Raw genomic sequence first — 14,739 nt, forward strand, 5'->3', positions numbered from 1 at the left:
TAAATGGAGTCCTGCATGCCTATTGCCCTGCCCCCGCCTCGCTCCGCGACATTGCTGCGCCATCTTGCCGCTACGCGAGCCCGTCACTTCCACCGGTCTCAGAATCGAAAGCACAAGCCTGTCGAATCATTGCTGGAACGTCTTCCCGGCGCAGCGGTATGGCAGCTCGCCTGGCGAGGGGAGGTCAGCGTGCATTGGGCGTTCTGGTCCTTGTTTATCATGCCTTTTTTCATCTTCGCGGGACTGGCCGGCACTGTGCCGGTGAGCATGACGGCTGTTGTGTACCGGGTGCTGGTGCTGTGGCTGTGTTTTGCGCTGGTGATGACCTGGCGGGCGGGTGGCATGCACCCTGGATGGGCCTCGACCCCCATTCTCTATAGAGTGTTCATGTGTCTGCATTTTTTGGTGGTTCTTGTGCTGTTTTCCGCTAGGCTGAACCTTCTCTTTCAGGAGTGAAAGCGCTTATGCCGTGCGAGGAGTCCGGGGATACGATCCCATCCGCCACTGAAGCATTTGCCCGTATCCGCCGAGATGCTTATATTGCCTGCGTGCAATCCCAGCGCGTGATCTTCCCGCCCGAAAACGCCCCGGGGCTAACGCTTGAGGACGTCGCCTGGTTTTCTGGGGTTGATGATTACCTTCTTGAGCGTGACGCCACTAACGCGGTGTGCGAGCGGCACCAAGTGCTATCCCCGCTGTCTCGACCCGGCACGGAAGAAACCCAGCTCCCTCTGTTTTAGTTTTAGTTCCTTCCTGCGCTATCCCTGCCATCCCGACAGCCACACTCCTATCGGTTGCGCTCAGCAGCCTGTTGTTTCCCAACGTTCAGACGCAAAAAAGCCGGCAACGTGTGCCGGCCGATGAAGCGTTGTTGATCAGATGTCGATGGAGTAGTTCAGCATCGCTGCGGTATCGGATTTGGCATCGGCATCATGCCCCGGCTCCAGCGAGTGCAGGAGGTTGATCTGCAGCTGGCTGCGCGCCGAAGGTTTCACGGTATAACCAAACTCGATGTCCATCTGGCGACCAGAGGGTGACAGGGAGGCTTCACGGTTCTCGCGAATCACATCCCCTGCGAGGGTGCGTCCCACCGGCACATTGAAGGTGGCATCGGCACTGTCGATGCGCATTGGCTGACGGAAGGTGAGTGCCGCCTGCTGGATGCCGCTGTTCCACTGAAAGCCTGCCGCCATTTCCTGAGCGCGGATATTGTCGATGCTGGAAATCAGTCCATTGCCGCTGGCACTGCCTTGCGCTTGCTCGAACTGAGCAAAGGCGCTGAAGTTATCAGCCATCTGGTAATCCATGCTCAGACCGGCAAAGGTCATGCGGTTACTGTCGCCAAAGCTCATGGCGCCCGCCCCCTGAGCCCCGAGCAGTCCATTGGACTCGTTAAGCACGCCAAGCGTTGTGGTCAGGCTCATGGCAGGGCTCAGCTGGTAGCTCAGGCCTACGTCAGAGCGATTGGCGCTGTAATCACTGAGCAGGCTTGCGGCATCGTTATCCACACTGCCGTTCCAGTGCGCGGCGATCAGGCTTGTGCGTGCTCCCAGAGCGTACTCACTCTTGACGCCGGCAACCGCTTCCATGCTGCGGGTGATATCCGCGCCACCCTGGAAGGACAGCATCGGCATCATGCCGGATTCAGCATAGCTGCTGAGTGGGTCGACTTCGCCACCGGCGTAGTGATAGGCCGTCAGCATGGCGTTGCCAAAGGTTCCGTCAAAGCGGCTGGCGAGGACGTCACCGAAATTGTTCTGCACGGTGCCAAAGCTGAACATCCCCGCCTCATTGTGAGACATGTGACGCATCTGGTTGGAGGTGATAGAGAGGCGATCCATGTTGTTGCGCATCAGGGCGGCACGATTGTCGCGAGGTGCGGCATTGCCCGACATATCCAGCGCGTAGTCGCGGCCCAGGTCATCAAAGACGGTGACGTCCTGCAGGGCGGCGCTTGAGGCCATGGCATCGCCATAGGCACCGGAAAGCTGCGCGACACTCTCGGTGGGCAGGTGGCCGCCCGCTGCTACCTGGCTGCCCGAGGCAACGGAAACCTCACCTTGAGGGGCCAGAGCGGCATGGATATCGGCTTCGCCCTGCCCCATGAAGTAGGCACCGCAGTTGGTGGTGCCGCCTGCGCCGCAGTCGTTACGCTCATAGAGAGCTGAATGACGGCTGGCGGTATCCAGCAGAAGCTGGCTGGCTTGCTGCGCATTCATGTGCGGCCACATGCCAATGATACCGGCGGCATAGGCGGAAATCTGTGGCGCGGCAATGGATGTGCCGGACGCACCCACCTCAGAATTGATATACGGTGCGGTGAGAAAGCGGCTTTGCAGGTGGGTATCGTCCCCCGGATGATTGCTGTCAGGATGAATATCGGCCCCGTCATCGATCGAGCCACCCGCGAACAGCATCCGCGAAAACATTTCCTGGTTGTCGTAAATTGGCTGTTCCGATGGAACTTCCATGACCCTGCCGTCGTTGCCCGCACTCTGGACAAATACGGTACCCAGACCGCCATTGGAAGTGACGATCTTGTTGAGCGACTCTGCCGAAGTGACGCCATTGTATGACCAGTGAGGATGAGGGGTGGGGTCGCTCAGGTTTGCTCGAAAGCTAAGATTGACCACGCGAGCGCCGCGATCCGCCGCCACTCCCACACCATACCGAAGTGCTTGAGAATCTACAGCGCCATCACCATTACTGATCTTTATCAGATCCAACCGTGAGTTGCCCAGAGGATCGAGAGTGACCGTCGACGCAACGACGTTGCCGTGCCAAGGGTTATCGCTCAAGACATCACTTTCCTCGGTAAGAATGCTGTAGCTATCAATGATCCGCTCCTTGTTATCGATGGCATCCTTGTCAAAACCGCCGTCAACCACGGCCACTCGCACAGCCTGCAAGTCATACGTAGGGGTGCTGGGTTCCTCTGGCGTGTACTCATGGAGCCCAGAGTCATCAGTCGGCTTGGTACCACCGCCCCCTCCGCCACCACCCCCACACCCGGTAAGGATAATGGAAGTGGAGGCAATGGCGATGGCGATGGCGAGAGGCTGCTTTTTCATGTCGAACTCCTGACGGCGGTTGCTGCGAATTGGATTGATGTTCTAATGTCTACATCATACCAATATTTATTCACTGCCAAGAATTTCTGACACTTCAAATGCCTTCGTTTTTAGGTTTTTTCATATATCAGCACTTATACATCTGAACTTTAGTCGCTTCCACGAAAAAGCCCGAGAGGTATCACCTCTCGGGCTTTGATCACGTAGCACTCCGCTCAGCTACATTTGGTGCCTACCATGAGGGACGCTTCCCAGTTGGCGCCACTTGCAGCGTTGACGGTGTACCAGTTCCCCGTAGTTCCGGCGGTCCCGCCTTGAATGTAGACCTGCATCCTTAAAGTCCAGTTGCTGCCGTTGTCTACCGCGTCGGTGCGTACCGACTGGACGACGCCGGTCACGTTTCCAGACGTGGTGGCGATGGTCATGCCCGCACCGGAAGTCCCGCCGGTTGGTGCGCCATCGACGGCAACAAATACCAATGGCGTGGAAACGGTACCATCAGAGTAAGTCGGGCACTCGGGTTTGCTTATTGTCTGATTGGGGCGCATTCGGGTCATTACGAACACCGCACGACTCAAACTTGCCGGCTGCCCATCTATTTTTACGTCATCAATAACCACATCGCGGGCAAGAATGGTGCCGCCGTCAACAATGTCATTGCCGTGCATGTCCAGGGTGGTTTCCATGCGATTGAGCTCTGGAATCCCGATGTTGGAACGATACAGGTAATCATTGTTTATCGCCCCACTTTCAAGGTGGATAAGCGAGGCCACCGACCCCTGAAATATATCCAGACCGGCAAGGGCGGCATTACTTGAGAAATCGAACGTCCATGCCCCATCCGGACCTTCAAAAACAGTCGGCGAAGAGCCAGGAAGCTGGGTATAAGGGATATAGCCCGCATTGATACCACTTGCTCTAACGACTGCCGGGGCAATCCGGGTAACAAGATTCAGGTCATCTCCTGTGAGCGTACCATTGTGGCCGGGACTCCCATCGGTACCCGCTATCAGAATGGTCAGAGAGTCGTCTGGGCCGGGAATGGCAATAACTTCGTAATCTTGATCCAGCGGGTTGATCATGCTGAAGTCAGCCGGAAGATAGCCTTCGGCGACAAGTGTTGCGTGATCGATTTCAGCAGCCCCGGCAGAGGTGGCTTGGCTGTGTAATGTGCTCCAGTTCGACTTGGTGTAGGACTCCACTGCAGCGGTCAGTCGAGATAGATGACTTGCGGTAACTTGAGAAGTCAGGCTGTTCTGATAGTTCATGTACCAGCCGAACAGCATTGGTGAGATAGCGGCAATCACCAGGATCGCACCAATAATCTCGAGACTTATCCAGCCGCCTTGCGTGCGTTTCATGCAGACCTCACAAGTTGTTCCAGGCATACACGATGCTGCCTACCGGAATGAAGCTGGGGACCTCGGAAGCACCCAGAAGCGCGATATTGCTATGAGGGATAATGCATTGGCGCGACTCAATCACCATGCAAACCCCTTTTGAGCCTTCGTTGAGCCGACTTACGTCACTGTAGAGCCGCCCGCCTTTTTCACTCCAGACAAAGGTCCAGTCGTTCCAATTAACGTAGGCATGGTGATCGATCGTAGGCACCCCCCAATGAGAGTGCGAGACGTTGTTGAGTTGTGCCCAGGAAGGCTCGCCGGAGGGGGTTGCCGAATCCTCCGAATCCGGGTGTTTGCTGTAAGCGTCATAGGCACGCACAAGGTTTTTATAGCGCATGAACTGTTCCGCGTCGGATGCAATCCGGCTGGCGGTATAGGTGCCCGTATCGTCCAGCTGGGATGTCTGGAAGTTCCAAAGGATAACAGCGGTCATACCGATAGCCATGAAGATCGCTGCAATCATTACTTGCCCCTCAAGCCAAACCGCATAGTGTTATGGCATGCGGCGGAAGCATCCTGGAAGTCGCCGGGAGCGAAGGACTGAGCCCCGACGATATAGCTATCCCAAACGGAATGAAGCTCTGGAATAAGCGAAATGCAAAGGCGTGTGGCATCTTCACGATTATCGAAATTATCGAACATGAATCGAAAGTAACGATCGTCACCAGGATCATCGGTAATGGTGAGGTCGGAGCCAGCGGGCCCCGTGAAGGACTTGAAGCCGCTAGGCACTGCGTCGAAATCTTCAAGAACCTCATTTTTAAGGCCTGTATAACTGGCACGACTTGAGTAAATTGCAACAATGCTGTTACGAAGGCTCATGACATCATTTTTGCTACGCTCGATGGCCAGATCTCGCTGTCCATCGCCAATGATGCTGATTGAGGAAACTCCCATGAGGAGCACCACGACAATGGCAATCAAGACTTCGATGGCTGCCCAGCCGCCTTGAGTTGATGTGCATTTGCTTCGTCGCATGGAAGATTCCCGGAACTGGAAGAGTAAGGAGAGGGCTTGCCCTCTCCTTTTAGACTTGCCTTAGCGTGACATGAAAACCATCTGGTTTTCGTTCAGATCCGAGCAGTTGGTGCTGGCCTCTGAAACGCTGTTAAAATCGACTGCGGTACCGTTGATAGTGACTCCAACCCAGTCATTGCGGGTATAGGTGCCAAGCTCGATGCAGGCTTCCTGGGGGATTTCTTCCATGGTGACCTGGAAGTGGGAATCCGCGCCGCGACCGTTGTCAACGGACTCGATGGTCACTTCACCGCCGAAGCGGTTAACGATGACACCTTCAGCGGTGTACATCGACGTTGGGACGACCTCCGCACGGGTTGCCAGAACGTTATTTAACCCAAGATAGCTTGGTTGGCCGCGGAACAAGCGCTCCGTATTGGCTTTGGTGATCATCAGATCCTGGCGGGCATCGGCTATTTTTGCTGAGGCTGAGCCCATTTGAAAATAGACGAACACGCCGATAAGCATCAGCAAACCGAGGATGATCGCAATCAGGGTTTCGAGCATTGCCCAGCCGCCTTGCGTTGCTTTTTTGAGACTCTGGGACGGCGTGTAGGATGTGAATCGTGCTGCTTTGGTTTCCATTGCTAATACCTGTATGGGGTGGAGGGCTTTCGATTAAATAATATCATGGTCTAGGTATCGGATTGTGAAGGTTTCTAACGATTATAGCTAGAACCCTCCCATGGACGAGGAGATTTGCTGGTTAAGCGTGATGACGCCCATCACAAAGGAGCCTATGAAGATGGCGAGAACTACCAGTGCCATCGCATTCATGATCGACGCAATCCCCTGAACCTTGGTCACCGTGCTGTTGATCCAGCGATCCGCAAGCACGCTGATGCGTTCATCGAAATTGGTCAGCGAGGATTGCATCACTAAGTCGGCGATTAACTCCGTGTCGGGGAAGTTAGTGCTGGCTCGTTCCATTGCAATACCAATGTTCTCGGCCCCGAGTTCATTCTCGATACCGATCTTCATGGTTCGTGACGCCAAATACTTATTACCATCGTGATCAGCCAACGCTTCAAGTTCATCCAGGATTGTCCGGATGGGTCTGCCAGCCTGCAGCATCGCGGCATAGGTGGTCAGCCACCCCGCTCCTTGAAGTACCCGGTAGAGGCTATAAGGGGGCAGATTGTCAGCAAAGCGGCGGCCTTTCCCCGACCAGCGTTTCAGCGACAGGATGGATAGCGTTATAACTCCTCCCACACCTGCCAGTACCACCAAAAACCAAATTGAGGTGACAATGCCGGAAATCGTTGCCAGGAATTGCGCTTGACCGCGCCATTCATCCATAGGCAGAATTTCGGCCATTTGCGGTGCAACATGCGCCCCAATCACATACATGGCGACGAAAAGCACCGTGCCAAGCAGCATGGGTTTGGCAAGAGCGCTCTTGATTGCCGCCGCCACTTTCTTCTGAGCCTCTATGGTGCCCGCAGCCTGAAAAAGCGCTTCCGACAAAGCCCCGTTTTCTTCCCCGGCACGAATCAGCATCTGCTCGTTCAAGGGGATAAAGGGCTGTAATCCGTCAGAAAGTGCGCCACCGTTATTTAGGATGTAGAGCACGTGGCGCAGCACGACTGCCTGGGTTTCCGACTCTGACTTAAAGGCAGCGCGTTGGTACATTTGCTCGATGGCAACCTTAATGGATACCCCTGCTTCTACCGGGGATGCCAGTCGCTCATACATCCGTTGGCGGGCATCTGCCATGAAAAATTTCGACGCCATCGAAATATAAAACTGTTTCCCGGGGTCCCGGATCTCGACACTGACATCCTGGGGAGTCGCTGGTTTGGCCTTTGACCTTTTAAGCTGAGTTGCATCACTCATGGTCGTAATCCTCTGAGCGCTAGACGTGAATATTGGTGGCAAGGGGGCCTACAGCTTTTTCGGCAGCATCCGGGGCTACTCGGCCCTGTATTACTTTCTCGATGGCATGTTCGCGCACGGTTAACCCCCCCATTTGCTCCTGCCAATAGCGCTTCGCTTCAAAAATCCCTTCACTCTTTAGCACCTCCATCAACTTTTCTGTGGCCACCACAATTTCTGCAACCACCTCGCGCCCTGCGACGCCCTTATCGCACTTTGAACAACCCTTTGGATTTACGAAGGCAATGTTCGCTCGGTTTTCCTTCGGAATGGATAATTCGATACGCTCATTGAGATCTGCCTTGACTGTTGCCTTTTCAAAGGGGATAGCGCAGTGCGGACAGGAGATCTTGACCAGTTTTTGGAAGATCAGCCCGGTGATCACGGTGTCATCTGCCAGGGTCAGCATTGGGTCGGGGTTTTCCGCGCTGCGCATCATGTCGACTAAACGCTTCATGATCCCGAAGGCGGAGTTGGCGTGCACCGATGCTGAGACGCCATGACCTGACAAGGCGACTTTGACCGCCATGCCGAGAGAGGCGCTGTCGCGGATCTCGCCAACCAGCATCTTGTCCGGGTCAGCTCGTAAACAGAATCGAATGACATCAACGAAGGCCTCGCTTCGAGCGTCACTGCCCTTGGCGTTATTCACCGGAATCTGACGCACGCCCTGAATCCTGTACTCAGGAGGGTCTTCAACAGATACAAAGTTTTCTTCCGGGTGTTCGGCCTTCTTGCACTCAAGAATATGTTTCAAAGTGGTCGACTTGCCTGACCCGGTAGGCCCCGCCAGGAGGTTAATGCCTGACGGCTTATCCCAGGCCATGCGGATGTCGCGTATCTGGGACGCGTTGTAGCCAAGCGTGCCCAGGCGCTGCTCCAGCGTGCCCGAGATAGAGCTTGTGTCTTTATAGAGTAGGCGTAGCACCATCAACCTTCCGCCACCCTCGATGGGGCCACTGGCAACCCGCAACGAACCTACGATGGCAGGTAGGTAGCGCGCATCAGCGATACGCCCATCCTGGCGCTCGTTAGGCTTGTACATGTTGCTACCGTCAGCCAACATGGAGTTCATGATGGCGGCCATCAGAGACTTGGCCCGCTCCTTCTCGATTGGCACCTGGCGCTCAAGGTCGCCGTTAACCCGGTACTCGACTTCACAGTGGCCGCTGCCAATCTCGATATGGATGTCAGAAGCATTGATCTGCGCCGCCTTGCTGAAAATATTCAATGCCTCTTGCTGAATTGCCGAATCCACTGCTGAGCCGCCACCGGTTCCTTCAAGCAGTTGCCTCGCCTCGATACGACGCGTCAATTCATTGGCTGATAGGTGATTCACCGAGAATTTGAACCCACATACCATCAAGTATTCGGTGATATCGTGAATCGAAGTGTCATCACGCTTGAGATCGGAGATGAAAAGTGTCTTGCTCTCCTGATCAATATCCAGGAAGTCGGCCACGCTAGCCCAGTCGGGATGACTTTCTGCTGCGCCTTTCATACAGCGTTCCGTTTGCATGTCGGTGATCATTCTATTTCTCCTTGACCGGCTTAGAACGACAGCGCCGAATCCACTGAAGACGAATACGTCCGAGGGCTGGTGTCATGCCTTGAGGAGAGCTGGGATTCATTGGCCAAACTGCTGGAGGCGTCTGAGCTAACATCACCGGCATTTGAGCTAACATCACCTGTATTAATAGGATGGAGTCGCCGTGGGGTAATCTTTTTCGTATCACCCTCACCGTTAAGCTTTACGATTACCTCGCCATGCTTGATGGATTGAATCGTCCAAGGACCGGCCTTTTCACCTGCCTTCACCCGATAATCTATACCGAAAATATTCACTATTTCTGCCTCTGCGGCACCATTTTTCGCAATCTTAGTTTCCACAAGGGACCAGGCATGCGGGTGATTCGTGACCGGTTCCTTGGCAGCTTTAGTCGCCTCCACTTGCTCCGATGATGCGGGCGGCGGGCTATCGATTTTTTCGCTCAGCTCACTCATTCCTTGTTGCAGAGACGCTTCCAGTGAAGCCAAATAGGCCTCTAATTTTTGAAGCTGTGATTCTTGCTCTGCTTTCTCAAAGGGCATGGTGCTATCAATAGCCCCTGATCTTTTGGCTTCATTCTTGGCGGCTACTCCACTTTGGATTTCTTCGATCTCGTTTATAACAGTCAGTAGATTTTTTTTGGCCGTATAGATATCAATCTGCGAGTTAAGCTCCTGCAGCTCTATCCGGTTGGCATCGATCTCCCTGAAAATCTCTGGAGCGTCGATCGTCACTACCTGGATTTCCGTGGAATCTTCTTGTTCGTCCGCCGCGACCGATGGATTACTTTCAAGCATTGCCTGAAATTCTGCCTGACTCACCTGAGCAAAGGCCGCTGGCGTCAGGATCGATGCAATAACACCTGTGATAAGGGTCCGTTTCATGTTAAGCCTCAGCATAAAATTCAAGTATGAGAGTCCAGCTATTGGAGCTTTCTGAAAGCTCTACCAATGAGATTGAGGGAATCTTTTCGATGCCTTTCATCAACTCGACAGAGGGAATTTGATCGCCGCTTAACTCAAGCCGATGGGTGGCATGGCCTAGATTCTCGGTGATGAAAGTATTGCCTCGGGGAACCCGTCGAGTGTTCTCGCGGCCCCATTTGAATCGGGCTTGAAACTCATGCAGCCGAGCGAGATCCATCAGAAGCTGTGCGGCTGAAGCGCGATCAACTATCGGAGTCGTGCCTCGTGGCTCGACCTCAGGCAAGGGGGTTGCCTCTATCAACCGATTGGGGTCCTCTACGACAAAATCACCCTCTGCGGGAAGGATGCTGAAACTACCGTGCTCTCCTCTATGCCAATGCCGAGTTACGTTGTCCTGATCACAGCTCCAGCTCACAGTCGACCATCCAGCGCGAAAGGCCTGGCCTTGTTGGTATTGGTCTGTGCATCGCTTGTAGCTAATCCATAAAGGCGGGGCATCGGTCCATGGACGGGGAGCAGGTCCGACGTCCTGAAGAATCCTGAGTCGCTCTTGACGTTCGACTTCGGCCTGGCGCTCCTTGTAGTCCTTGTGTGTCTCATACCCGACGTTGCCGCCCATTACTGCTATGGCAAGGGTGGCTACAATGGCGGCGGGCTTGAAAAATCGGTGTTGTGTAATCCTAAGCTTACGCAATACCTTGAAAGGCTTCGCTTTATGCAAGCGAGAGGACTTGACGCTCTTTTCCCATGCCAGGATTTGCTGGCTCGCCTCGGTGACATCCAGGATATCGATAATGCTGGCGTTGTCGGGCGCCGTTTGCTGAAGACGCTTGAGCTCACTTTCGCTGTCTTCAGCGGGAATCACCTTATCCCCAGCGAAGCTGATCTTCCCTCGCTGGATCTTGAATACCCAGTGGTGGTCTTCGCTAAGTGCCAAACGCCCCATGACTGTAGGAAGTGGCATGGTCTTGGTATAGGCCGCAAGAGCCAGTTGCGCCAGCGAATAACTATTGACCGGCACCTCCCCAGGGGCGTGAAATCCCACCTGCTGAAAGCGATTACCACTAATCAGCACACCGACAAGTTCTTCACCTTCTGTTTGTGAGAGTTGGGCATATAGCTCTTCGGCAGCATTCAGCACTTCCTGCTTAGAGCTTCCTTCACGCCCCGAATCACGGGAATGCCAGTAGAGTCCGGCAATCCAGTGGCGACGCTTGGATTTCAAGTGAAGAGTGCTTGTATCCATAGCGGTTACATTCTCGCAGCAGAAATGGTCACGAAAACCATGGTTTTGTTCTGATTAACGCCTCGCTGCCAGCCCCCTACCCCGAGCCGCCGATTCGAGGAGTCTTCATCGCGCTGATAGCCGGCAAGCACCAACGTTGTGCCTAGTGGCATTAGGGTGCGTTGGGTAAAGGAGCGATCATCAACCTCCGGGGCTTGAATCGAATTGCCACCCGAGCTGATTTCCTTGATCTCTTTCAGGTTGGAAAGTGTAAAAGCGTACTGAAGAATCACTTCGTCTTCGGAGAGAATCTGGGGCATGACCTGCATGGAGAACCCGGTTACCACTTGGCCCGGTGTCAATGCGGTCGTAGCAGCACCTTCAACAATGGTCGTCTCGGTGGCTGCCAGATACGTTTCGCGGCTCACGTCCTGGATAGGGAATGGCTGACCGTTGAGAACTACGCCTGAGGCGCTTGTCACGATGCTGACGTCGCCCCATTCATTAAGCGCGTTGAAGAGTGCTTCACTACCGGCATAGCGTGAGTCGGCGCTCTCAAGGAGGTTGGCCGTGAACTGGTTTCCCAGACCTTCGGGGCTCGGCATCCCCCCAATGCCGATGTTGTAGTTTTTTGACAGGCTCTGATAAGCCGCATCCAGACTGAAGCCCTTGCTGTCATCCTCTGTCATCTGGAGCGTGTAGACATTTACATTGAGGGCGACTTGGCGCTTAAACATCTTGTTCAGTTCATTGATATAGTCCTCAACTTCCTCCATGGTGCCTCGCGAGGCGGTAACAACGACCGAGGCCGTACCGGGGCTAACCGTAAAGGTGCCCTTTCCTTCGAGAATAGAAGAAAGGGAGGTTTCTATATCAACCCAGTTGTTGACGGTTGAGTCATAACTTGTGCTAAGACCCCCGGTAGCCGCCACGTAGTTATCGCCATCACCCCCCCCGCCGGATTGATTGGCAAGGCTTGCGCTTGAAGACACATTGCCGGCCATCGCCGCCACCTGGAAAATCCGCGTGTTGGAGCGGTACAGCCGGATTTCACCATTGACATACTCCCAGCTCACATCGAACCGAGAGGCTACTTTCTCCAACAGCTCGGATAGCAGCCCTTCATGGTTAATTATGTAGGCGTTCCGTGGGGAAGTCTGGCCCGCATAGAGAGTAGCCACTAATGCGTCATCTGGGTTGAGATAACTACGATCATTGGATGGATTATCAACAGTGACTTCCTCAGCGTTCCCACGCAGCCTGACACGCATGCCAGTTGCATCTGCAATGACCCCGCCAATTTCATTCAAGGTGTAGGGTCGGAGGTCAAACAGGGAGATATGCTGATCCAAATGAGGGGGAAGTCCTTCTTGGGAGCTGATCCGGGTGGTCTCATGTGTGCCCAGAAAAGGAGTGTCGATGTCTTCTACTAAAGGCCGCCCTTTCAAGGTGTCCTTGCGTTCTGACTCGAGCTCGACGAGCCGACGTTCCATGGCCTCTCGGTCAATAAAGGGCTGTTCTGATTTCTCCACCGAGGCGCAACCGCTGATCGCAACTGCCATCGCCAGGGTCGTAAGGGTTTTAATGGGGTAACGCTTGCTCATTCTTATTCGCTCCGGACAGCCAGTGTATGGTTTGCGCGGGCGCGCAAAAGGGAGATCGGTGCGCCTTGTGCCGAAAAGGCCTTGACGACCTGAATCACCACTTCATCGAGCGGCCCGGTGAATTCGTGGCCGACGCGCACAGTGAAATCTGATGTGCCCATCCAGAGAACTTCCCATGTCACGCTCGTATTACCCCAGCTCAGAAGCTGCTGGCGAAGACTTCCTGGTTTCAGGGTCCATGTAGGCAAATCCTTTGATTCACTTCCTGTAGTCGTAGCCACCGCATCGGATAGCGTTGACGGAAGTGCTTTATCCGGTTCAATGCCACTGGCTACGTCGCTTGCACCGTCCGGCGATGATTCTTCGGCTACGCGCTTCCCCTGAGTAATGCGTATTTCACGAATATCTGGTTTGGGTACGGAAATGTCATCTGAGCGTGCCGCAGTCTGGGCGACTGGCAAGGGCGGCGGCTGGCTGCGCATGGCGGGCTCGGTTGATCCATCAGGCAGTAACCATTGCAAATCCTGTTGCACGGATTGTTGTGAGACGTCCGGAGCGTTGACCGGCAAAGGCGGCTCCCCCGCCTGACTGGGCAATGGAGGTGCCTCATTAGCTAAGAGCTGCGACGGTTGATAGGCGTTTTGCTCATAGCCAGATGACTGGTTGCCAAACGTCGATTCGGTATTGATCAAGACTGTCGCTTGGGCAAGGCCCGTAGCACCCAGGCTTAGGCTTGCTGCAAGCAACGTTAGTAGCGGTTTCATGGACGGTCAGCCCCCTGATATGTATCCCGCAGCAGCCTGTGGCCAACGCCACAAGTCGCCACTTCTTATGTTCACATCAGGATACCATATTGAGGTAATGGTTAGGGAAATGCGTTTTGCCTGAGAGTTGGGATTGCTTCCAGCAAGAGGTGGGAGGTCTCATATTTGACGATTTACTCAAAAGCCTGTGTGACTGCAGTCCAGAACAGCCATGCCGACTTGGGATGCATGAAGATTTTGCCGGATGTTACGCGCCGCGATGATATCTCGGGCGATGCCTTCGGGCCGCAAGCAAAGCAGCCTCTGGGTCAATAGCCCTAAACAAAGTTTGTAAAAATGAAACGACTACATGCGGCTGACAGAGCCATCGAAAGCCTAAAGCTTTTTAAAAGCAGCACTCATTTTAGTCGAAACTGCCGCTATAGGCTTTAGTCCAGTAAGGTATGCCATCAGCAAAACCTTTACTGTGATCTAACAAGCTTTATTATCAATCGACACCACTGCCAATTTGCCAATCTTATGTAAAGCGTATCTATCTACTCCTGGCAATTTTAGGCAGCCTTGTCATCCTTGTCTTTGAAGACGCCTGCGGCGTTTTGTCCAGCAACTCATGCTTCCCCTGATTGAACATGGTGGGGGTAATCTCGTACCGTGCGGTAATTCCCGATGTCGCCTTGAGCGCTGCCAAGGCGATCTTTACCTTGAAGTCGCTGCTCTACTGCATGTGTTTCGTGCTCATGATTCGTCGCCCTAGTCCTCATAATCAGAGCTTAACGCCTAGTCCGAGTTTCATGGGCCATCTTGACCTAAAAGCCTGCCGTATTGGCAGGCTCGACCTTACAAAAAGAATCAGTTAGCACTAAGGCATAGTTAACTTGTAGCGGAGGTAAGCCCCATACCCCTTACAACTCATGCACCCTTCTAGGACCTGTACAGTTACAGACGGATCCTGTCTCCACCGTTTCCCATTCAACCTGTATGTAACAGCAGATTTAAGCGTTTTATTTTTCCAACCCCCAGCCTCAATATGATCCCAACGATTGTTCCAATTAATGCCCTTGAAATCAGTAACGGCGTAGAACTGTATATCGACCTTAGATGCTAGTCCCTCACAATTTGCATGGCAGGTGCCTAGTTTTCCAGAAAAGGTGTCCTTTAATTGTTGGGAGTTTAAACCCTTCCAACCTGACTTACTTGAAGTAATAATCAATTCGAATACCGTTCCCTTCAATTCCTCCCACCCTTGCGGATCAACCACAGGGGCGCACGCCGGCTGGGCAACCTGTCGTGTCGATGCCGGCTTAG

13 protein-coding genes are annotated in these 14,739 nt (G+C 53.9%); 2 read left to right on the forward strand and 11 right to left on the reverse strand.

The window, feature by feature from the left end; translation table 11 throughout:
- Nucleotides 1-15: 15 nt before the first annotated feature.
- A complete protein-coding gene (locus DU506_RS01225) occupies nt 16-456 on the forward strand; it encodes a hypothetical protein (RefSeq protein WP_114485135.1) in 441 nt (146 codons plus the stop codon).
- A gap of 8 nt (nt 457-464) precedes the next feature.
- Nucleotides 465-740, forward strand: coding sequence for a hypothetical protein (locus DU506_RS01230; RefSeq protein WP_114485136.1), 276 nt, complete (start codon nt 465-467; stop codon nt 738-740).
- Nucleotides 741-875: 135 nt separating this feature from the next.
- Here the strand turns inward: DU506_RS01230 and DU506_RS01235 are convergent, their stop codons facing one another.
- The 11 genes from DU506_RS01235 to DU506_RS01285 form a co-directional block, all read right to left on the reverse strand.
- On the reverse strand, nt 876-3,071 hold the full coding sequence (locus DU506_RS01235; protein ID WP_114485137.1) for a S8 family serine peptidase: 2,196 nt from the start codon (nt 3,069-3,071) through the stop codon (nt 876-878).
- Nucleotides 3,072-3,286: 215 nt separating this feature from the next.
- On the reverse strand, nt 3,287-4,432 hold the full coding sequence (gene pilV, locus DU506_RS01240; RefSeq protein ID WP_181870657.1) for a shufflon system plasmid conjugative transfer pilus tip adhesin PilV: 1,146 nt from the start codon (nt 4,430-4,432) through the stop codon (nt 3,287-3,289).
- A gap of 7 nt (nt 4,433-4,439) precedes the next feature.
- Entirely contained in the window at nt 4,440-4,937 is a 498-nt protein-coding gene (locus DU506_RS01245; protein WP_114485139.1) for a hypothetical protein, read from the reverse strand.
- The gene (locus tag DU506_RS01250) at nt 4,937-5,452 is read right to left on the reverse strand and encodes a type IV pilus modification PilV family protein (RefSeq protein ID WP_114485140.1); all 516 of its coding nucleotides are present in this window, start codon (nt 5,450-5,452) and stop codon (nt 4,937-4,939) included. Before DU506_RS01250 ends, DU506_RS01245 begins: the two co-directional genes overlap by 1 nt.
- A 60-nt stretch (nt 5,453-5,512) precedes the next feature.
- Entirely contained in the window at nt 5,513-6,076 is a 564-nt protein-coding gene (locus DU506_RS01255) for a type 4 pilus major pilin (protein WP_114485141.1), read from the reverse strand.
- A gap of 87 nt (nt 6,077-6,163) precedes the next feature.
- Nucleotides 6,164-7,327 carry a type II secretion system F family protein gene (locus DU506_RS01260; RefSeq protein ID WP_114485142.1) on the reverse strand — a complete coding sequence of 388 codons (1,164 nt, stop codon included), beginning with the start codon at nt 7,325-7,327 and terminating at the stop codon, nt 6,164-6,166.
- A gap of 19 nt (nt 7,328-7,346) precedes the next feature.
- Nucleotides 7,347-8,897: a GspE/PulE family protein gene (locus tag DU506_RS01265; RefSeq protein ID WP_114485143.1), complete on the reverse strand. Its 1,551-nt coding sequence runs from the start codon at nt 8,895-8,897 to the stop codon at nt 7,347-7,349.
- A 20-nt stretch (nt 8,898-8,917) separates the two neighbouring features.
- The gene (locus tag DU506_RS01270; protein ID WP_147273719.1) at nt 8,918-9,799 is read right to left on the reverse strand and encodes a hypothetical protein; all 882 of its coding nucleotides are present in this window, start codon (nt 9,797-9,799) and stop codon (nt 8,918-8,920) included.
- Between the two features lies 1 nt (nt 9,800).
- The gene (gene pilO2, locus DU506_RS01275) at nt 9,801-11,087 is read right to left on the reverse strand and encodes a type 4b pilus protein PilO2 (protein WP_114485145.1); all 1,287 of its coding nucleotides are present in this window, start codon (nt 11,085-11,087) and stop codon (nt 9,801-9,803) included.
- 5 nt (nt 11,088-11,092) lie between these two features.
- Entirely contained in the window at nt 11,093-12,670 is a 1,578-nt protein-coding gene (locus DU506_RS01280; protein WP_114485146.1) for a hypothetical protein, read from the reverse strand.
- A gap of 2 nt (nt 12,671-12,672) precedes the next feature.
- Complete coding sequence (locus DU506_RS01285) at nt 12,673-13,362, reverse strand: TcpQ domain-containing protein (RefSeq protein ID WP_181870658.1); 690 nt, start codon at nt 13,360-13,362, stop codon at nt 12,673-12,675.
- Nucleotides 13,363-14,739: the final 1,377 nt, after the last annotated feature.

The sequence above is a fragment of the Vreelandella rituensis genome (assembly GCF_003336665.1).
Lineage (GTDB): Bacteria > Pseudomonadota > Gammaproteobacteria > Pseudomonadales > Halomonadaceae > Vreelandella > Vreelandella rituensis.